Source organism: Roseovarius amoyensis (assembly GCF_003260265.1).
Lineage (GTDB): Bacteria > Pseudomonadota > Alphaproteobacteria > Rhodobacterales > Rhodobacteraceae > Roseovarius > Roseovarius amoyensis.
Genome location: NZ_QITQ01000001.1, coordinates 224,839 through 245,427 on the forward strand (window position 1 = coordinate 224,839; position 20,589 = coordinate 245,427).

20 protein-coding genes are annotated in these 20,589 nt (G+C 66.9%); all 20 read right to left on the reverse strand.

Annotated features, from left to right (window positions below):
• Positions 1-37: 37 nt before the first annotated feature.
• A complete protein-coding gene (gene murB / locus DL899_RS01080) occupies positions 38-970 on the reverse strand; it encodes a UDP-N-acetylmuramate dehydrogenase (RefSeq protein ID WP_111731914.1) in 933 nt (310 codons plus the stop codon).
• Between the two features lie 78 nt (positions 971-1,048).
• Positions 1,049-1,330, reverse strand: coding sequence for a hypothetical protein (locus tag DL899_RS01085; RefSeq protein WP_111731915.1), 282 nt, complete (start codon positions 1,328-1,330; stop codon positions 1,049-1,051).
• A 49-nt stretch (positions 1,331-1,379) separates the two neighbouring features.
• A complete protein-coding gene (locus DL899_RS01090) occupies positions 1,380-1,625 on the reverse strand; it encodes a DUF2484 family protein (RefSeq protein WP_111731916.1) in 246 nt (81 codons plus the stop codon).
• Positions 1,622-1,903 (reverse strand): DUF2484 family protein, encoded by a 282-nt coding sequence (locus DL899_RS01095; RefSeq protein WP_111731917.1) that lies wholly within the window; start codon positions 1,901-1,903, stop codon positions 1,622-1,624. Before DL899_RS01095 ends, DL899_RS01090 begins: the two co-directional genes overlap by 4 nt.
• Complete coding sequence (locus DL899_RS01100) at positions 1,900-3,087, reverse strand: APC family permease (RefSeq protein WP_111731918.1); 1,188 nt, start codon at positions 3,085-3,087, stop codon at positions 1,900-1,902. The genes DL899_RS01095 and DL899_RS01100 overlap by 4 nt, the downstream gene beginning before the upstream one ends.
• 2 nt (positions 3,088-3,089) lie before the next feature.
• On the reverse strand, positions 3,090-4,496 hold the full coding sequence (gene murC, locus DL899_RS01105) for a UDP-N-acetylmuramate--L-alanine ligase (protein WP_111731919.1): 1,407 nt from the start codon (positions 4,494-4,496) through the stop codon (positions 3,090-3,092).
• Positions 4,493-5,632 carry a UDP-N-acetylglucosamine--N-acetylmuramyl-(pentapeptide) pyrophosphoryl-undecaprenol N-acetylglucosamine transferase gene (locus DL899_RS01110; protein WP_111731920.1) on the reverse strand — a complete coding sequence of 380 codons (1,140 nt, stop codon included), beginning with the start codon at positions 5,630-5,632 and terminating at the stop codon, positions 4,493-4,495. Before DL899_RS01110 ends, murC begins: the two co-directional genes overlap by 4 nt.
• Positions 5,633-5,654: 22 nt before the next feature.
• On the reverse strand, positions 5,655-6,824 hold the full coding sequence (ftsW, locus tag DL899_RS01115) for a putative lipid II flippase FtsW (protein WP_111732072.1): 1,170 nt from the start codon (positions 6,822-6,824) through the stop codon (positions 5,655-5,657).
• A 165-nt stretch (positions 6,825-6,989) separates the two neighbouring features.
• Complete coding sequence (locus DL899_RS01120; protein WP_111731921.1) at positions 6,990-7,514, reverse strand: redoxin domain-containing protein; 525 nt, start codon at positions 7,512-7,514, stop codon at positions 6,990-6,992.
• 96 nt (positions 7,515-7,610) lie between these two features.
• The gene (murD, locus tag DL899_RS01125) at positions 7,611-9,008 is read right to left on the reverse strand and encodes a UDP-N-acetylmuramoyl-L-alanine--D-glutamate ligase (RefSeq protein WP_111731922.1); all 1,398 of its coding nucleotides are present in this window, start codon (positions 9,006-9,008) and stop codon (positions 7,611-7,613) included.
• 334 nt (positions 9,009-9,342) lie between these two features.
• A complete protein-coding gene (gene mraY, locus DL899_RS01135) occupies positions 9,343-10,425 on the reverse strand; it encodes a phospho-N-acetylmuramoyl-pentapeptide-transferase (protein ID WP_111731924.1) in 1,083 nt (360 codons plus the stop codon).
• The gene (locus tag DL899_RS01140; protein ID WP_111731925.1) at positions 10,426-11,871 is read right to left on the reverse strand and encodes a UDP-N-acetylmuramoyl-tripeptide--D-alanyl-D-alanine ligase; all 1,446 of its coding nucleotides are present in this window, start codon (positions 11,869-11,871) and stop codon (positions 10,426-10,428) included.
• Positions 11,868-13,352: a UDP-N-acetylmuramoyl-L-alanyl-D-glutamate--2,6-diaminopimelate ligase gene (locus DL899_RS01145; RefSeq protein ID WP_111731926.1), complete on the reverse strand. Its 1,485-nt coding sequence runs from the start codon at positions 13,350-13,352 to the stop codon at positions 11,868-11,870. The genes DL899_RS01140 and DL899_RS01145 overlap by 4 nt, the downstream gene beginning before the upstream one ends.
• A gap of 25 nt (positions 13,353-13,377) precedes the next feature.
• A complete protein-coding gene (locus DL899_RS01150; protein ID WP_111731927.1) occupies positions 13,378-15,162 on the reverse strand; it encodes a peptidoglycan D,D-transpeptidase FtsI family protein in 1,785 nt (594 codons plus the stop codon).
• The gene (gene ftsL, locus DL899_RS01155) at positions 15,159-15,503 is read right to left on the reverse strand and encodes a cell division protein FtsL (protein WP_204355225.1); all 345 of its coding nucleotides are present in this window, start codon (positions 15,501-15,503) and stop codon (positions 15,159-15,161) included. Before ftsL ends, DL899_RS01150 begins: the two co-directional genes overlap by 4 nt.
• Positions 15,503-16,501, reverse strand: coding sequence for a 16S rRNA (cytosine(1402)-N(4))-methyltransferase RsmH (rsmH, locus tag DL899_RS01160; protein WP_111731929.1), 999 nt, complete (start codon positions 16,499-16,501; stop codon positions 15,503-15,505). Before rsmH ends, ftsL begins: the two co-directional genes overlap by 1 nt.
• 4 nt (positions 16,502-16,505) lie before the next feature.
• Positions 16,506-17,009, reverse strand: coding sequence for a division/cell wall cluster transcriptional repressor MraZ (locus tag DL899_RS01165; RefSeq protein ID WP_111731930.1), 504 nt, complete (start codon positions 17,007-17,009; stop codon positions 16,506-16,508).
• Positions 17,010-17,716: 707 nt separating this feature from the next.
• A complete protein-coding gene (acuI, locus tag DL899_RS01170) occupies positions 17,717-18,712 on the reverse strand; it encodes an acryloyl-CoA reductase (protein WP_111731931.1) in 996 nt (331 codons plus the stop codon).
• Between the two features lie 98 nt (positions 18,713-18,810).
• Positions 18,811-19,320: a DinB family protein gene (locus DL899_RS01175; RefSeq protein ID WP_111731932.1), complete on the reverse strand. Its 510-nt coding sequence runs from the start codon at positions 19,318-19,320 to the stop codon at positions 18,811-18,813.
• Positions 19,321-19,350: 30 nt separating this feature from the next.
• Entirely contained in the window at positions 19,351-20,526 is a 1,176-nt protein-coding gene (locus tag DL899_RS01180) for an acyl-CoA dehydrogenase family protein (RefSeq protein ID WP_111731933.1), read from the reverse strand.
• Between the last annotated feature and the right edge of the window lie 63 nt (positions 20,527-20,589).

Below are 20,589 nucleotides of genomic sequence, written 5' to 3' on the forward strand. Positions count from 1 at the left end.
CCCGGGCCGTTTTCCGGCCCTTTTCAGTGCTTTCGCCTTATTGGCTGACAGGGGCCGGTTCACCGACCCTCATGATTTCCCAATCTAGCGTTATTCCACTCGATTGAAAAACCTTTTTTCTCACCTGCTCGCCCAGCCCCTCCAGATCGGCGGCGGTGGCGGTGCCGGTGTTGATCAGAAAGTTGGGGTGTTTCTCGCTCATCTGCGCGCCGCCCTGCCTTGCGCCGCGCAGCCCGGCGTCGTCGATCAGCTTCCACGCCTTCAGATCGTGGCTGTCGTCGGCGCGCCCGGTGCTGGAATGGCCGGCCGGGTTGCGAAAGGTCGACCCGGCCGAGCGGTCGCGCGTGGGCTGGGTGGCGTCGCGGCGCGCCAACTGGTCGGCCATTTTCCGCTCCAGCGCATCCGGGTCGCCGGCAGGCCCCTCGAACACGGCCTCAGTCACGACCGCGCCGGCGGGCAGGTCGGAACCGCGATAACGCAGGTTCAGCTCCGACGCGGCCAGCGTCATCAGCTCGCCCGAGCGCGTCACCACCCGCACCCGGACCAACACGTCGGCCACATAGACGCCGTAACACCCCGCATTCATCCGCACGCCCCCCCCCACCGCGCCGGGGATGGTGCGCAGAAAGGTCAGGTCGACCCCCGCCTGCGCCGCCCGGCGCGCAACATGCGCATCCAGCGCCGCCGCCCCGGCGGTGACCTGCCGCCCCTCGACCCCGATCTGGTTGAAGCCGCGTCCCAGCCGGATCACCACCCCGCGAATACCGCCGTCGCGCACGATCAGGTTCGACCCGACCCCCATCGGAAAGACCGGGATCGCGGGGTCCAGGTCGCGCAGGAACGCGGCAAGGTCGGCCTCGTCCGCGGGCTGAAAGAACCACTCCGCCGGGCCGCCGACGCGCAGCCAGGTCAGGTCGGAAAGCGGGCGGTCCGGTGTCAGCGGGCCGCGTGGGACGGGAAGCTCGGTCATGGCGGATGTTTGCCCGTTGCCCGCGACAAGGTAAAGTGTCTTGGCAATGGCAGGATCACACGGGAACGACCTGCCGCCTCAGCCCTCGCCGCGCGCGGCCCCACGCCGGCGCTGCCACCAGCCGATGCCGCCGCCGATCAGCACGCCCAGGATCGCCGGGGCCGCCATCAGCGCGGCGAAGATGCTGTAACCGATCGCATCCCAGCCCTGGTTCTGCCGACCCATCCAGATCGCCCAGGCCATCAGGACCGCCAGCATCACCGTCACCAGCGGTATCACCCAGACCATGCCCTGGCGCATCGCCACGACCCCCAGGATCAGCGGGATGACAAAGCACACGAGCGGGATGACATATACCATGCGCAATCCTAGCCAGCTTCGCGCACATCTGTCCAGCGCGCAGGCAGACTCAGCGTACGCGCCGGCGCAGCCAGCGGCCCAGGTACAACACCGGCCAGCGCAGCAGGCTCACCCCCGCCGCCAGCACCAGCAGCCCCACCCATGGCCCGTTCTGCCAGGTGACATAGCCCAGCAGCGGAATGCCGGTGGCGATCAGCGCCCAGGCCCGGCGCCAGTGATTGTCACGACTGGGGATCATCGCGGCAAGGTTCGCGGCCAATGCCCAGAGACAGGCCAGGATCAGCGAGGTATTCATTCCGATCCCTCCTCTTGCCGTGCGCCCTGCCCTGTGCCGGGGCCGCGCAAAATGCGGCACAGCAGCACCGCCAGCGGCCGGCGGAACATCGACACCACCACGACCAGCGCCGGCAGCACGACCCACGCGCCATAGGCCCCGGCCAGCCGCCACATCAGCCAACCCGCCGCCACCAGCAAGGCCAGCCCCGGCAGGTATTGCCAGCGCCGGGGCAGTAGCGCCACCACCGCCGCGGCAATGACCCACAGACAGGCCAGGGTCACGACCGAGCCGTTCATAGCGCCTGCCCCAGGCTGGTCGCCAACGCGCCCAGCGACAGGATCAGCCCTACGGCGGGCACCAGCGCGGGCACGCGAAACGGCGCCTCGGGGGTGTGCCGCTTCATCGCCAAGAGCGCCGCGTTGACCAGCACGAACACCCCCAGCAGGATGGCCGATGTCAGCCCGGCAAGGTTTGCAACAGGCAACAGCAGCGCCGCCGGGATCACCACCGCACCGACAAAGAGCGTCGCCACCACCGGCGTGCCCAGCCTCGGGTGGGCGTGGTGAAAGAACGCCAGCCGCTGGCTGCGCCGCCCCAAACCGAACAGAACGCGGCTGGCCATGACCATCTGCGCCAGAACGCCATTCAGCGCCGCCGCCACCGCGATGAGCGACAGAAACCCCGCACTGCCCCCACGCGACACCTGCCAGACCAGCGCCAGCGGCTGTTCGCTGGCACCCAGCCGGTCCAGCGGTACCGCCCGCACCGCCGCCAGCGAAACCAGTGCGTAAAGCACGCTGGCAATCACCAGCGACAGCAGGATGGCACGCGGCAGAACATGCGTCGGGCGCTCGACTTCTTCGGCCATGTTGACGATGTCCTCGAACCCGATGAAGGCAAAGAATGCCAGCACCGCGCCCGCGACGACGCCCGACCAGACGATCGCCGGCGGCGCGGAAAAGACCGCCACCGGCTCGGCCGTGGCGCCGGCAAAAATGACCAACGCCAGTCCCAGAACCTCGATGGCGGTAAAGACCGCCGCCAGCGCCAGGCTTTCCAGCACGCCCACCAGCGCCACCGCCACCAGCGCCAACCCCATGATCACGGCGCTGGCCTCGAACGGCAGATCGGTCGCGGATGTCAGGTAACCGGTGCCGCCGCGCAGCACCGCCGCCGCCGACACCGACCCTGCGGCAACAATCCCCAGCCCCACGGCGGTGCCCAGCCAAGGCACGTTGAACCCCTTGCCGACATAGATCGCCTCGCCCGCCGCCTCGGGCAGGCGGGTCGAGAACTCGGCATAGCTCAGCGCGGTCGGCGCGGCGATAAGCCCGGCCAGCAGGAACGACAGCGGCGCCCAGACGCCGGCCTCGGCTGCGACGGCGCCGACCAGCACATAGATGCCGGCCCCCACCATCACGCCGACGCCATAGGCAGTCAGCAACCCCAGACCGATGCGGCGTTTGAGTTCGTCAGCCATGCTCAGCCAGCCTTCCTGCGCAGCCGGTCGGGCAGGTTGCGGGCCCAGCTGCTGATGGTACCGGCGCCCAGGCAAACCACCATGTCGCCGGGGCGGGCCTCGGCCCTGACCAGGCGTTCAAGGTCGTCCTCGTCCATGATCGCGCGGGCATTTCGGTGTCCGTGGCGGATGAGCCCGGCAACCAGGTCGTCGCGGCTGGCACCCTCGATGGGTTCTTCACCGGCGGCATAGACCTCGGCAATGCCGACCACATCGGCATCGTTGAAACAGGCGCAGAAATCATCGAACAGGCTGGACAGCCGCGAATAGCGGTGCGGCTGGTGCACCGCGATCACCCGCCCGTCGCAGGCCTGCCGCGCCGCCCGCAGCACCGCCGCGATCTCGACCGGGTGATGGCCGTAATCATCGATCACGGTGACCCCGTCCACCTCGCCCACGCGGGTAAAGCGGCGGTTCACCCCGCCAAATTTCGCCAGCGCATCACGGATTTCGTCGGGTTTCATCCCGAGATGGCGCGCGACAGCCACCGCCGCCAGCGCGTTCGAAACGTTGTGATCCCCCGGCATCGGCAGCGTGCAGCCCTCGATCACGCGTCCCTCGGCCCTGAGCGCGATGTTGAAATGCGCCACCCCGTTGCGATAATGCAGGTCGGTCGCGCGCACGTCGGCCTGGGCGTTGAAGCCATAGGTCACGACCCGCCGGTCGGTGATGCGCCCGACCAGCGCCTGCACCTCGGCATGATCGGTGCAGCACACGGCAAGCCCGTAAAACGGGATGTTCGATACGAAATCCTGGAACCCCTGCCGCAGGGCGTCAAAGCTGTGCCAGTGGTCCAGGTGTTCGGGGTCGATGTTAGTGACGATGGCGATGGTCGCGGGCAAGCGGTTGAAACTGCCGTCGCTCTCGTCGGCCTCGACCACCATCCATTCGCCCTCGCCCACGCGGGCATTGCTGCCATAGGCATGGATGATGCCGCCATTTATCACCGTGGCGTCAAACCCGCCCCCATCGAGCAGCGCCGCAACCATCGTGGTGGTGGTGGTCTTGCCGTGGGTGCCGGCCACGGCGATGTTGGACTTCAGGCGCATCAGCTCGGCCAGCATCTCGGCCCGGCGAACCACCGGCATGCCACGGCGGCGGGCCTCGGCCAGTTCGGGGTTATCGGGGCGGATCGCGGTCGAGATCACCACCACCTCGGCATCGCCAAGGTTCTCGGCGCGCTGCCCTTCGAAGACGCACGCGCCCAGCTCCGCCAACCGTTCGGTTATGTGGCTGCGCTTGAGATCCGATCCCTGCACCGAAAAACCGTGGTTGAGCAGCACCTCGGCGATCCCCGACATGCCGATACCGCCGATACCGACGAAATGGATCAGCCCCACATCCCCGGGCAGCTTGGTGGCGGCGTTCATCGGCTTTGTCCTTTTTCTGCCAGCCCGATCACCATCTCGGCCAGCCGTTCATGTGCATCTGGCATCGCCACGCCCAGCGCGGCACGCGACATCTGTGCGGCGCCATCGGGGTTGTCCAGCACCAGAGCGATTTGTTCGGCCAGCACCTCGACCGACAACTTTCCCTCGGGGATCACCACCGCCGCGCCGGCCTGCGCCAGCCCGCTGGCGTTGGCAGTCTGGTGGTCGTCGGCGGCGTAGGGATAGGGGATAAGGATCGCGGGGCGACCGATGACGGCGATATCAGCCAGCGACGACGCGCCGGCACGGCTGATGACAAGCTGCGCCTCGCTCATCCGGCGCGGCAGGTCGCGAAAGAACGGCTCGACCTCGGCCGAAATGCCGTGCTCGTCGTAATAGGCCGCGACCCGTTCGCCGTCTTCATCGCGGGCCTGGTGGCTGACACGGATGTTGTGCAACAGATCACTCTTGAGCGCGGCAATCGCCGGCGGCACCACGTCCGACAGCACCCGCGCGCCCTGACTGCCGCCGATGACGAGGATCGACATCGGGTAGTCGCCGGGCGGAATATAGCCAGCGCCGGCCCGATCCAGCACCGCGGCGCGCACCGGGTTGCCGGTATGCACGCCCTCGACCCCATCGGGCAGGCGCGTGGGCCAGGTGCCGCAGGCCACCGCATCGACACGCGTGGCGAACAGCCGATTCACACGTCCCGGCACGCCGTTCTGTTCATGGATCATCCGCGGCAGGCGCAGGATACAGGCCGCCGACAGCGCCGGAATGGAGGGATAGCCGCCAAAGCCCACCACCACGTCGGGCCGGTCGCGCAGCATCCGCCACAACGCCCCCACCACCCCGGCGACGATGCGCGGCGCCACCAGCAGCCGGCCAAGAATGCCCCCACGGGCAAAGGTGGCCGAGGATACCTTTTCGATCTCGGTCGAATGGGGAAAGCCGCCGGTATAGCGCGCGCCGCGCGCATCCGTCGACAGCCGCACCCGCCAGCCGCGGCGCAGCATCGTCTCGGCCAGCGCCTGGGCGGGGAACATGTGCCCGCCGGTGCCGCCCGCGGCGATGATCAGATATGGCTGTCTTGCGTTCACGGCCTTGTCCTGCTCCGGTTCTCTTTCGTTCATTGGCACAGCCCCGCGCGGGTTTCTAGCGCGCGCGCCCGCCGCGCAGGATATCGTTGATCTCGCCCTGCGGACGGCTGCGGGTCAAGGCAAACAGCATTCCCACCGCGATGCCCCCCGCGATCAGCGAAGAGCCGCCATAACTGACAAAGGGCAGCGTCATTCCCTTGGCCGGCAAGAGCCGAACCGCCACGCCCATGTTGATCATCGCCTGCACCGCAAAGATCGACACCAACCCCGTGCCTGCCAGCCGGGTAAAGGTGTCGCGCTCGCGCAGCAGGCGGGTCAGCGAGCGCACGACGACCAGCGCATAAAGCGCGATGATCACCGCCACCAGGATCAGGCCGTATTCCTCGGCCGCCACGGCGATGATGAAATCGGTGTGCGCGTCAGGCAGGCTCCACTTGACCTCGCCTTCGCCGACACCGACGCCAAAGATGCCGCCCTCGCGGATGGCGTTGATGGCAAAGCCAAGCTGGGTGTTGGGGTCGACCTCGGGGCTGAGAAAGCCGTCGATGCGGCGGGCAAAGTGTTCGGAACTGCCATAGGCCAGACTGCCGGCGCCAAAGATGCACACGAACATGCCCAGCAGTAGCCATATCGGCGCACCGGCGACGAAATACATCACGCCCCAGGCGAACAGGATCAGGCAGGCCTGCCCGAAATCGGGCTGCATCGCCAGCATCGCGACGATCGCCACCGCCAGCATCAGCGACCAGCTCTTGCCGGGGGGGCCGTTGATCTCGTCACTGGCGGCCATCAGCCACGCCGCGACAACCACGAATCCGGGCTTGAGGAATTCCGACGGCTGCACCGATCCGAATCCCAGCGAATACCAGCGAACCGCTCCCTTGCCGAAATCGGTACCAAAGACCGGCAGCAGCGCCAGCGCCACGAAAGCGGCCAGGAAACCCAGCACCGCCAGGCGGCGCACCAGCGCCGGCCCCATCATCGAGACCACCACCATCGCCATCAGCGCCATCACGCCGAAAATCGCCTGCCGCTCGACATAATGGAAGGGGGCAAAGCCGTTACGCTCGGCCAGCGGCGGCGACGCGGCGAGGCCCAGCAGGATACCGATACCGAAGAGGATCAGAACGCAGGACATCGACCACTTGTCGATCGTCCGCCACCATCGGGGGATGACCGGCTCGCCGCTTTGCGCGGGTGCCGCCCCATAGACCATTTCCGTCATGACTGCCGCCTGCCTTTGTGTCACCCCTCGTTTGCCGGGGGCCTTGTGATCATTCTAGCAGGTCGGGACGGTCGAGAAAAGCGTTTCGGTCCGGCGCCATGCCCGGCAGAGGGAAACATTCCCCCTGCCCCGGCAAATCGCCTGATCCTTGTGGATGGCCTGATTTCAGCCCGCCCAGGTTCCGCGAACGGGATAGTCGTTCGCGCGGATGAACTGCACGCCGCCGGCCAGGGTTTCCAGGTCGGGGCGGGCGAAGGGGGCGTTCGAGATGTCGATAATCTGCACCTGTCCCCGGTCGTTGATGACAAAGATGCCCGGTTCGGGGAATGGGCGGTCGGTTTCCTGCGGGCTGCGCGGCTGAGATATGTAAAGCCCCAGCGCCCGCATCTGCCCGGTGTCGAGCCCATAGCCCACTGGCACCGTGACCCCCACCTCGTCGACAAAGGCACGGGCCTTTTCCTCGGGATCGCCCGAAACGGCCACCACATCGACGCCCTGCGCGTGAAAGCGGTCGTTTACCGTTTCAAGCTTGCCCATGTATTTCTTGCACAGCGGGCAGTGCAGGCCGCGATAAACCACCACCATCTGCCAGTCATGGCCGCCGCCGGGCTGTCCCAGCATCAGCGTACCGCCGCCAAGCATATGCACCTGTTGTTTCGGAAAGGTATCGCCGGCCTGAAGGGTCTGCATGTGGTTGGCTCCGTTCGCCTGTTTCGTGATCCCTGCAAGGTGGACCGCCCGCACAGGCGGCGCAATGGCTTCACGCAAACTTGACGGCGGCGAGGATCAGAGCCGGGCCTTGACGCAGGCGATGAAATCCTCGCCGCGCTGTTCGAAATTGTCGTACTGGTCGAAACTGGCCGCCGCCGGGGCCAGCAGCACCGTATCACCGGGCTGCGCCTCTTTCATGGCCCGTTCTACCGCCCGTTCCATCGTGGTGCAGATCTCGGCCTCGACACCGTCAAGCTGCATGGCAAAGCCCGCCGCCTCGCGCCCGATGACATAGGCCCTGACGACGTTTGTCAGGCCGGGTTTCAGCGCCGCAACGCCGCCCTCCTTTTCCAGCCCGCCGCAGATCCAGCGGATACTGGTGAACGCCTCCAGCGCCTTGAGCGCCGCATCCACGTTGGTGGCCTTGCTGTCATTGACAAAGGTCACGCCACCTTTTTCGGCAATCATCTGGCTGCGGTGCGGCAGTCCGGCAAAGCTGTGAAACCCCTGTTCGATGTCCCTGGGCGCCAGCCCCAGCGCCCGGCAGGCGGCATACGCCGTGCAGGCGTTCTGGTGGTTGTGCCGCCCCGGCAGGCCCTTTATCGGCCGCAGGTCGATGGCGCCGGCCTGCCGCCCCTTGCGGTATTCGCTCAGAAACCCCTTGCGGGCAAAGACCGACCAGCCCGGCCCCGCCAGCTTGCGCGTGACCGACACGCGGATAACGCGGGCGTCGCCCGGGGCCTCGGCCAGTTGCCCGGCCAGAAACACCCCCTCGGGTTCGTCCACGCCGATCACCGCGCGGTCCGGCCCGCCCTCGGCAAATAGCCGCCGTTTGGCGGCGAAATACCCCCCCTTGCCGCCGTGGCGGTCAAGGTGGTCGGGCGAAAGGTTGGTAAAGACCGCCACGTCCGGGGTCAGCGCGCGCGCCAGTTCCGTCTGGTAGCTGGACAGCTCCAGCACCACCACCCCGCCGTCGCCGGGCGGGTCGATGTCCAGCACCCCGCGGCCGATATTGCCCGCAAGCTGCGCCGACCGGCCGGCATTGCTCAGAACATGATGGATCAGCGCGGCGGTGGTTGATTTGCCGTTGCTGCCGGTGACCGCCGCCACTCGGGGCGCGGTGTCGAAATCGTCCCAGGCCCCGGTGGCCAGCGCGGCGAAAAAGAGCCCGATATCGTTGTCCACCGGCACCCCGGCCTCCAGCGCCGCCAGCACTACCGGGTGCGGAGCCGGGTAAAGATGCGCAATGCCGGGCGAAACCACCAGCCGCGCTATATCGTCCAGCGCGCCCGGGCGCGACAGGTCGGCCACCTCGAAACCTTCGCGCTCTGCCGCCTCGCGCTGTTGGGGGTTGTCGTCCCAGCAAACTGGATGCGCGTCACCGGCGCCAAGGGCGCGCGCCGCGCTGAGACCCGAACGCCCCAGTCCCAGCACACCCACGCGCGCGCCTTCGAACCCGGAAACCGGGATCATGCCGCGCCCCTGCGTTCTGGGTGTCTGCGTTGGACCGCGCCCATGTGAACTGTACTGCCCCAAGCAACGCAAGAAGAGCGGCCCGCAACTATTTCTGCTGACACGCGCCTGCTGAAAGTCCTGACATTTCTTTCAAATGATCCGCAACGCACGGGCATCCGCACCAAGGGCAGCCCCCGGCCGCGGGTGGGGGTAAAGCCCCCGCCCGGGGGGGCGGCCGGGGGCTGCCCGGCGGTTCCGCCGGGCGAGACGGCTGAAACAAGGGTTACAGAATACCGGAGACCCGCCCTGCCATGGCTTTTGCAGCCGCTCACCGACATGCCCGCAGCCATGATCAGCGCACCTTCAGCGTGGCCAGCCCGACCAGCGCCAGGATCAGCGAAATGATCCAGAAACGGATCACGATCTGCGGCTCGGCCCAGCCCTTTTTCTCGTAATGGTGATGGATCGGCGCCATCAGGAACACCCGCTTGCCGGTGCGCTTGAAATACAGCACCTGGATGATCACGCTCAGCGCCTCGACAACGAACAGCCCGCCGACGATGGCCAGCACGATCTCGTGTTTGGTCACCACCGCGATGGCGCCCAGCGCGCCGCCCAGCGCCAGCGACCCGGTATCGCCCATGAACACCGCCGCCGGGGGGGCGTTGTACCATAGGAATCCCAGCCCGCCGCCAACCAGCCCGGCCACGAATATCATGATCTCGCCGGTGCCGGGGACGTAATGCACCTCAAGATACTCGGTGAAATCGACCCGGCCAACCGAATAGGCGATGATGCCCAGCGCCGTCGCCGCGATCATCACCGGCATGATCGCCAGCCCATCCAGCCCGTCGGTCAGGTTCACCGCGTTCGCGGCCCCCACGATCACGATCATGGCGAAGGGCACGAAGAGCACGCCGAGGTTCAGCAGCATGTCCTTGAAGAACGGAAACGCCAGTTGGTGCTGCAGCTCGGCGGGGTGGAAATGCGTGGCCCACAACGCGGCAATGCCCGCAATGGCAAACCCCAGCAGCAGCCGCAGCTTGCCCGGGACGCCGTTGCTGGATTGCTTGGACACCTTGGCATAGTCGTCCCAGAACCCGATCAGCCCGAACGACAGCGTCACGAACAGCACCAGCCAGACATAGGGGTTGTCAAGCCGCGCCCAAAGCAGGGTCGAGGTGGCCAGCGCCCCCACGATCAGCAACCCCCCCATGGTGGGCGTGCCTGACTTGGCCAGATGCCCCTCGGGCCCGTCGGCACGAATGGGCTGGCCCTTGCCCTGACGTTTACGCAGCACGTTGATCAGCGGCGGCCCGAACAGGAAGCCAAAGATCAACGCGGTCAGAAACGCACCGCCGGAGCGAAAAGTGATGTAGCGGAAGAGGTTGAAAACATCTCCGCCATCCGACCACAGGGTCAACCAGTATAACATTCAGCCTTCCTCGTCCTCGCGCGCCACCGCGCGGCCCGCCTTGCGCAGGGCATCGACCACCAGACTGATCCGGCTGCCCTTTGAGCCCTTGACCAGCACCACATCACCCGCGTCGATCAGGCGATGCGCGCGGCCCGCCAGATCCTCTGCCCGCTCGGCGTACTCACCGCGCTGCGCCTCTGGCAACGTATCCCAAAGCGCCCTCATCCGCGGGCCGGCGCAATGCACCGTGTCAATATCGCGCATCGACGGCAGATCCGCCAGCGCGGCGTGCATTTGCATTTCGCATTCGCCCAGTTCCAGCATGTCGCCCAGGATGGCAATGCGCCTTCCGTGGGCGATGCGGCCGATATCGTCGCGCGGGCGGGTTGATGCCAGCATGTTCAGCGCCGCAGCCATCGAGGCGGGGTTCGCGTTGAAGGCGTCATCGAACAGGTCGATGACCCAGCCTTCCTCACCACTGTCCAGTTGCAACAGCTCGCGCGTGCCGCGCCCCGAGCTGGGGTGCCAGCTGGCCAGATCGGCCACAGCCAGCCCACGATCGGCGCCCAGCAGCCAGACCGCCGCCAGCACCGCCAGCGCGTTCTCGGCATAGTGCCGCCCCGTCGCGCCCAGCTTGTAGACCACGCGCATGCGCCACAGCCGCGCCTGCGCCACGGTCGTGTTTTCGTGCAATTCGGCCGTCAGCAGCCGGTGATGATTGCCGCTGCCTGCGCCAAAGGTGACGACGCGGCGTGCATGGCGTTCGGCAGCCTCCAGCAGGATCGGCGTGGTGGGCAGGTCGCCGTTCAGCACTGTGGCGCCGCCCGGCTCCAGCCCCTCAAAAATCGCCGCCTTTTCACGCGCGATGCCGTCAACCGAGCCGAAGAATTCCAGGTGCGCCGGGCCGACCGTCGTAACCACCGCCACATGCGGGCGCGCCATGCGCGTCAGCGGCGCGATCTCGCCGGGGTGGTTCATGCCGATCTCGATCACGGCAAAGGCGGCCTCTCGCGGCAGCCGCGCCAGCGTCAGCGGCACACCCCAGTGGTTGTTATAGCTTGCCTCGGCCGCATGCGTCGGCCCCTGATGCGCCAGCACATGCGCCAGCATGTCCTTGGTCGACGTCTTGCCGACCGACCCGGTGACCGCCACCACCCGCGCCTTGCTGCGCGCACGCCCGGCCCGGCCCAGTGATTCAAGCCCCGCCTGCACGTCATCGACCAGCAACAGCGGGGCATCCGCGGCCACGCCATCGGGCACATGGCTGACCAGCGCCGCCGCCGCACCGCGCGCCAGCGCATCGGCCACGAAATCATGCCCGTCGCGCGCCGCGCTCAGCGCCACGAACAAATCACCCGGCACCAGCGTGCGGGTGTCAATCGACACCCCCGTCGCCTGCCAGTCACTGCCATTCAGTCGCCCGCCGGTGGCCGCCGCGGCCTCTGCCGCCGCCCACAGGCTCATGGTTGCACCCCGTCCAGCGCGGCCACCGCCACGCTGGCCTGTTCGCTGTCGTCGAAGGGATAGACCGCATCGCCCACTACCTGGCCGGTCTCGTGGCCCTTGCCGCAGATCAGCAGCGCATCGCCCGGCCCCAGCATGTCGACCCCGCGCAAGATCGCCTCGGCCCGGTCGCCCACCTCTGTCGCGCCGGGACAACCTGCCATTACCTGGGCGCGGATCTCGGCCGGCACCTCGTTTCTGGGGTTGTCATCGGTGACGATGACCAGATCGGCGTTCCCGGCAGCCGCGCGGCCCATCAGCGGGCGCTTGGTGCGGTCGCGGTCGCCCCCCGCGCCGATGATCGCCACCAGCCGGCCCAGCACATGCGGGCGCAGCGCCGCAAGCGCGGTCGCCACCGCGTCGGGGGTATGGGCGTAATCGACAAAGACCGCGCCGCCATTTCGCCGCCGCGCCGCAAGCTGCATCCGCCCGCGCACCGTCCGAAGATGTTCGAGCGCGGCAAAGACACGGTCGGCGTCAGCCCCCGCGCCGATGGCCAGCCCGGCCGCCAACAGCGCGTTTTCAGCCTGGAAACCACCGATGAGCGGCAGTTCGACCTGGCCCTCGCGCCCCTGCCACTGAAACCGCAGCACCTGCCCCGCCGGGGCAAAGCTGCGCGCCATGATGCGCAGATCGGCGATCGCCGAGGTACCCACGCTCAGAACCTCTTGCCCGCGCGCACGGGCCAGCGCCGCCATTTCGCGCCCGCGCGCGTCGTCGATGTTGATCACCGCGACGCCATCCTCGGAAAGCACGCGCAGGAACAGCCCCGCCTTGGCGGCAAAATAGGTCGCGAAATCAGGGTGATAATCCAGGTGATCCTGGCTGATATTGGTAAATCCCGCCGCTGCCAGCTGCACCCCGTCCAGCCGGCGCTGATCCAGCCCGTGGCTGGACGCCTCCATCGCCGCGTGGGTGACGCCGGCCGCCTCTGCCTCGGCCAGGATGCGGTGCAGGGTGATCGGTTCGGGCGTGGTGTGGCTGAGCGGCGTTTCATAGGCGCCCTCTACCCCGGTGGTGCCGACATTGACCGCGTCAAGGCCCATCGCCGCCCAAATCTGGCGGGTAAATGTGGCGACCGAGGTCTTGCCGTTGGTGCCGGTGACGGCGACCACGGTTTCGGGCTGCGCGCCGAACCAGAGCGCGGCGGTGAATGCCAGCGCCTGCCGGGGGTCTTCGGCCACCACCAGCGCCGCGTCATGCATCTCCAGCGCCTCGCGCGCGATCCGCGCACCGGCGGCGTCGGTCAGCACCGCCGCCGCCCCCATGCGCAGTGCGTAGCCGATGAATTCGCCCCCGTGCACGCGCGTGCCCGGCAGCGCCGCGAACAGGTGGCCGGGGCGCACCTGACGGCTGTCCACCGACAGCCCCGTCACGGCGGTCTTCCTGCCGCCCTGGGCGGTAAGGCCGAGTTGGGCCAGTGATCTGGTCTGCGCCGCCATGTGCCCCTCGATACGCCCTGTCGGTCTAGTTCGATGTCAGCGTTATACCAGCCGGCAGCGCCGGTTCAATCTCGGGCCGCAGGCCCAGGATCGGCGCCACCCGGCGGATGATTTCTGCCGCCACCGGAACCGCCGTCCACCCGGCGGTGCGGCGGGGCTCGTCGCCCGATGTCTCGACCGGCTCGTCCAGTGTCACCACCAGGACATATTTGGGCGCATGCGCGGGGAACGCGCCAGCAAAGGTGGCGATAACCTTGTCGTCGTAATAGCCGCCGCCGTTTTCGCGCGGCTTGTCGGCGGTGCCGGTCTTGCCGGCCACCGCGTAACCCGGCACTTCGGCCATGGACGCCGTGCCCTCGCTTACCACCTTGCGCAGCATGGTCATCACCGCCGCTGCCGCCTCTTGCGACATCGCGCGTTCCGCCGGCTGCCTGTGCGGCTGGTGCAGCAGCGTCGGCTGCACCTTGAGGCCACCATTGGCGATGGTGGCATAGGCCGCCGCCAGATGCAGCGGGCTGGCCGACAGCCCATGCCCGTAAGAGATGGTCATCGTCGACAGTTCCGACCATTTCCCCGGCAGCAGCGGATTCGCACCTGCGGCCTCGACCATTTCCAGCCCGGTCGGGCTCAGCAGGCCCAGCCTGTCCAGAAATTCGCGCTGGCGTTCGGCGCCGATCCGCTGGGCGATGCGCGCGGTGCCGATATTCGAGGACTTGATGATCACCTGGCTGGCCGTCAGACGAGGACCGTAATTGTGGAAATCGCGAATGCGGAACTTGCCCCACACCAGCGGCCCGCTGGTGTCGATCTGCGTATCCGGGTTCACCAGCCCCAGGTCGAGCGCCTGCGCCATCGCAAAAGTCTTGAAGGTCGAGCCGAGTTCGTAAAGCCCCTGAACCCCCCGGTTGAACAGCGGGCTGTCGGCGGCGTTGCCCTCGACCGGCGGCAGCGGGCGGTCGTTGGGGTCGAAATCGGGCAGCGAGGCCAGCGCCACCACCTCGCCTGTCTGCACCTCCATCAGCACCGCGGCGGCGCCGCGCGCATTCATCAGCGTCATTCCGCCGGCAAGCACCCGCTCGACCGCCGCCTGAACCGACAAGTCCAGCGACAGCACCAGCGGCTCGTGGCCTTGGGCCGGGTCGCGCAGGCGTTCGTCGAAATATTTCTCGACCCCGGCCACGCCCACCACCTCGGCCGCATGCACGCCTTCGCGACCGAAACCGGCGCCGCCCAGAACATGCGCCGCCAGCCGCCCGTTGGGGTAAAGCCGCATTTCGCGCGGGCCGAACAGCAGACCCGGCTCGCCGATGTCATGCACCGCCTGCTTCTGTTCCGGGCTGATCTTGCGCTTGATCCACAGGAAGGTGCGCTTGCCGGTGAAATCCCGCAGCAGCCGCTCATGGTCGAGATCGGGAAAGATCTGTACCAGCGCATCGGCCGCGCCCTCGGGGTCGACCATCTGGCGCGGCTGGGCATAAAGGCTGTGAGTCTCGAAATTGGTGGCCAGTATCCGCCCTTCGCGGTCGACGATGTCGGCCCGCTGAGCAAGGATTTGAACGCCGGCGGCGCCTGCGCGCGGCTCGACCGGTTCGGAATTTGCCAACACCCCCATGCGCCCGCCGATCGCCAGGAAGCCGCAGCAGAACAGGAACCCTAGCGTCAGCAGCCGGCTTTCGGCACGTTGGCGCGCGCGGTCGCGCATTTCCTCGTGCCGGCGGCGGATGTTCTCGCGTTCGATAACGTCGGGGTTCTCGCCCCGTGCCCGCGCCTGCAGGATGCGCGCCAGCGGTCTCAGCGGTGTGCGGATCATGGCAGTGCCTCATGGCTCATGACGTCGATCGGGTTGGTGATCGGCAATTCCGGCACGGGCGGAAAGGCGACCTGGTCGATCATGCCGAACTGGTGGGGTTGCAACGGCATCAGGCCCAGCCGGTCGAAATTGAGATCAGCCAGCGAGCGCAGCCGGTCGGGCCGGTTGAGATAGGCCCATTCGGCCCGCAGCATCCGCAGACGCTGACGCTTGAGCGAGATTTCCCGCTGCAGCGTCTCGGCCCGCGCCTGTGCCTCCTGCGTGGTATAGTTTTCGTGATAGGCCCAAAAGGCCAGGGCGATCACGCCAAGCGCGCTGAGCACATAAAACAGGCTGCGCATCACGACCCTCCTTTCGGTTGCGGAACGCCCAGCGCGCGGCGGTCAACGGCGGCGGCGGCGGCATTAGTCCGGGTTGCCAGCCGCAACCGGGCACTGCGCGCGCGGGGGTTTTCCGCTAGTTCATCGTCATCCGCCGCAAGCGCCTTGCGCTGGTCCAGGGTGAATTGCGGGTCGGTCAAGGGCGTGGCCGGCCCATGACGGCTGCCGCCCCCGCCCTTGTCGGACGTGACCTGCAGGAACCGCTTGACGATCCGGTCCTCGATGGAATGGAAACTGACCACCGCCAGCCGCCCGCCCGGGCGCAGCACGCGCGCTGCGGCCTCCAGCCCCGACACCAGCTCGGCGAACTCGTCGTTGACCGCGATCCTCAGCGCCTGAAAACTGCGTGTTGCGGGGTGCGATTGGCCCGGCTTGGGGCGCGGCAGACAGGCGCTGACGATTTCGGCCAGCCGCGCCGTGGTGGTGATCGGCGCCTGCTCGCGCGCACGAACGATCGCCCGCGCAATGCGCCGTGAGGCGCGTTCCTCGCCGTAAAGAAAAAGAATATCCGCCAGCTCGGCCTCTGACGCTTCGTTGACCAGATCGGCCGCGCTTGGGCCCTCCTGGCTCATCCGCATGTCCAGAGGGCCATCTTTCTGAAACGAAAACCCCCGCTCGGCCCTGTCCAGCTGCATCGACGACACGCCCAGGTCGAGCACCACGCCATCGGCCTGAGAGGCATGTTTGTCCATCTCGGAAAAGATCGCCTGCACCAGTGTCAGCCGGTCGCCCCACTCAGCCGCCCAGCCCTGCGCCATTTCCAGCGCCAGCGGGTCACGGTCTATGCCGATGACGTGGTCTGCGCCGGCCTCCAGCAGTGCGCGCGCATAGCCGCCCGCGCCCAGCGTGCCATCAATCCAAAGACCGCGCACCGGCGCAACCGCCGCCAGCAACGGGCGCAAGAGTACGGGGATATGCGGTGCATTCAGGGGCCCGGCGGCTCTGGCAGCGGCAGCCATGACCTTACTCCACTCCGGGTGGTTCGATCAGCGTCAGCGGGTCGAAATCGTCCGGCATTTCATCCAGCCAGCCCGCCAGTTCGGCGCTGTCGGCGGCTTCATATGTGCGTGCGTTCCAGATCTCGAAATAATCGCCCATCGCGACCATCGCCGCCTCGCCTTCCAGCCCGATCTGCTGGCGCAGCCGTTGGGGCAGCACGATACGGCCATCCTTGTCGATCTCGGTGCTCCAGGCCTTGGCCAGGATCAGCCGGCTGGCGCGCTTGCGCTCGACAGAACCGCGCGGCAACTGCTTGATGCCGGCCTCGATCTCGGCCATCGCCTCGACGGTATATGCGTGAAGACAGTTCTTGAGGTGCGGCCCGTGCAGCACCACCAGACGGGGCAGCGGGTTTTCGGGACAACGCGGGTCGCCTTCGGTCAGCACGGCACGAAAATCGGCCGGGATCGACATGCGTCCCTTGCCGTCAACCTTCTGGTTGAATTCGCCGAGAAAGCTCGAAACCACGCGACTGCCAGCCTCTCCTCATCCCCGTTATCATCGCTTGCGCCGCTGGCGCATTTCCCACCTTCGGAAACGAAACGGCGGATTGAGCTGCTGCCAGTGCCCAATCCGCCGCCCTCGTCCCGCCTGATGCGGGTGTCCGACTGCGCGCGCCACCTGGGGGGATGTCTGCTCGCTCGCGCGCCGGATCTCTTTGTTCGATGAAAGCGGGTGCCTGTATGAAACCTGACTTGGGAGTTTGCCTTGGGGTCTTTTGCTGCCCCTTACTTCCCGTCCTCATCGTGCAGGAAGGAATGCCATGGAACTTCATGGAAATCAATTATTTTCTAAGCCGATTTCCCACTTCATCTTGTTCAAGGCGCCCCACAAAGGCAACATCCGGTATAGAAATGCGCGCGATAAACCCATCCACTAGTGATATGATAAATTATGGACACCACATATGGACAATATTCAACGGGACGCCCTTACGGCAGATTTTCCCATGAAATACCGGAAGATTTTGCCATTCCATCGAGTTTCCCACCATTTCCCGGTCACAAATCGCCCCTGAGGGGCCGAATCGCGCCCGGTTCCAGGGGTGATTCGCCCCATTCCCACGCCCATGCCAGGGCCCTGAATCGCGAAAGGCGCCGCATGGGCGCCTTTCGGCCGGCGTCGCCGGCGGTTTTCGTCGCAGATGCCGGTCGCGCGAGGCGGCCGGCGCCGGGTCAGGCGTTCACGTCAACCACGACCCGCCCGCGAACCTGACCCTTGAGGATATCCGCCCCCAGCCGCGGCAGGTCCGACAGCGTCGCCGGCTCGACCATCGCCTCCAGCTTGTCCATCGGCAGGTCGCGCGCGATCCGCGCCCAGGCCCGTTCGCGGTTGGCAAAGGGCTGCATCACGCTGTCGATGCCCAGCAGGTTGACGCCGCGCAGGATGAAGGGGGTGATCAGTGCCCCCTCGATCGCCGCGCCCCCGGCCAGCCCGATGGCCGCAACCGACGTGCCGTATTTCATCTGCTTTAGCACCCGGCCCAGCATCACGCCGGCGACGGCATCGACGCAGCCGGCCCAGACCTCGCTTTCCAGCGGCTTGCGGGTCACCTCGGCAAACTCGTCGCGCGCCACGATCCGCGCCGCGCCAAGACCCTTGAGATAGGCTTCCTGCTCGGGGCGGCCGGTGACTGCCGCCACCTCGTGGCCCAGATGCGCCAGAATCGCCGTGGCGACCGAGCCGACACCGCCCGCGGCACCTGTCACCAGCACCGGCCCGCGACCCGGCTCAAGCCCGTGATCCTCCAGCGCCATGACCGCCAGCATCGCGGTCAGCCCGGCAGTGCCCACCGCCATCGCCTGGCGGGTATCCAACCCATCGGGCAGCGGCACCAGCCAGTCGGCCTTGACCCGCGCCTTTTGCGCGTAGCCGCCCCAATGCGCCTCGCCCACGCGCCAGCCAGTCAGCACCACCTTGTCGCCGGGCTTGTAGCGGTCATCGCTGCTGGCCTCGACGGTGCCGGCAAAGTCGATCCCCGGCACATGCGGATAGTTGCGCACCAGCCCGCCGCCCGGCCCGATGCACAGCCCGTCCTTGTAGTTCACGGTGGAATACTCGACCGCCACCAGCACCTCGGCCTCGGGCAGATCGTCCACCGAAATCTGTTTCACGGCGGCGCTCGTCTTGCCGCTTTCCGCGTCCTTATCCACCATCAATGCGTTGAACATCGCCTTGTCTCCTTTCGGCAGGGCCAGTCCCCTGCTTCTTTCTGGTTCCAAATACCCCGGGGAAGCGAGGGGCCGGCCCCTCGCTTCCCCGCAAGCCTTCAGTCCTTGTCCGGCATGAACGCCAGGTCGCTGACCGGGGCGTTCAGCCCGGCCTGTGTCATCATCGCATGCACCTGCCCGCGGTGATGCGTCTGGTGGTTGAACATGTGAACGACGCACAGCGCCAATGGCTTGCTTTGCTCACGGCCTTTGGCGCCGGAATACCAGCTCAGGTCACCGGCAAGGCGGATCGCACTCAGCCCGTCCGCCCAGGCCGAGATACGGCCATCCAGGGCAAAGCGCTCGGCGTCCCACATCCCCAGCGTCGGACACAGATTGACGCTGTCTTTGATCCCGCCCACGGGTTTGTCAAATGCGGGGTCGAACCGGCTCATCCACAAGGCGTCGGCCCACAGAACGTGGTTGAGCGTACCGAGGATCGAGCCAAAGAACGCGCCGCGATCCGCCTTCAACCCGGCCAGCGGCACCGTCTTCAGCGCCTCTGTCAGCTGCCGGTTCTGCCAGGCATTATAACGCGCCATCACGCGGCAATAATCGGGGTCGATCATTGTCCTTTCCCTGTCATCTTCCACAGCGGTTCACTTTTCGCCATAGCCCTTGGGCACCGGCAGGTCGGGCAGCGACGCGGCCCGCTTCTGCAGCGCACGACCGATCACCACGCGACTGATCTCGGTCGTGCCGTCGACGATGCGCAGCATCTGCGCCAGCCGCGACAGGCGGTCCAGCCCATAGGGTTTGAGCAGGCCCATTCCCCCCAGCACCTGGGTACAGGTATTGGCGGCCTTGACCGCACAATCGGGCACGAACCGCTTGGCATGGGCGGCCATCAGCGGCCCCTCGGGCGTGCCCAGCGCCGCCGCCGCATTGCGATAGAGCAGGCGCGACGCCTCCAGGTCGGTGGCCACCTCGCCCAGCATCCACTGGATACCGTCGAGGTCCAGGTTGACGCCGCCGAACATCTTGCGCCCCTTGGCATAGGACAGCGCGGCATCAAGCGCCGCCTCCATCAACCCGCAGCACCCCGACGCGATCGAAACCCGCGCGATGTCGATCGCCATCAACGAGCCCTGCAGCCCCTGCCCCGGCGGCAGAATGATGTTGTCCTCGCTGACGGTGACATTTTCCATGTACATTTCCGACATCGGCAAAAAGCGATAGCTGGGCGTATCGTAGAGCGGGCCGAAGGTCAGGCCAGGGGCGTCCTTGGGAATGGCGATCATCGCCATGTCCTTGTGACCGGGCTGGTCGGTGGTCTTGACCACGGTCAGGTACACATCCGCCTCGCCGGCCAGGCTGACCCAGGCCTTGGCGCCGTTGATCGTCCAGGTGCCGTCATCGTTGATGACCGCGCGCGAATACATGGTGCCGGCGTCCGATCCCGACTGCGGCTCGGTCAGGGCGAAATTCGCCAGCTTGCGGCCCGAGGTCAGCTCTTGCGCCCAAGCCGCCTTGAACGGTTCGGTGCCGTAGCCGCAGACCGCGAAGGTGCAGATATTGTGCATCGACAGGGCAAAGGCATAGGCGCCGTCGCCCTTGCCCAGTTCCTCGTAGACGCGGATGCCCTCGGACAGCGGCAGCCCCTGCCCGCCCAGCTCCTCGGGCGCGTAAAGCCCGGTCAGTCCCAGCTTTGCCGCAGCGTCAGAGGCCGCGCGCGGCCAGGCGCGCCCCTCGTTCCAGCTGTCGACCTGTGGCTTGATCACCTCTTCGCAATGGCTGCGGGCGTCGGCGAGGACCTTTTCGATATCTGCGGGCATGTTTCTTTTCCACTTGTTGCGACTCGACTGTTGCGCATAAATTGTCAGACATTTAAATGTAAG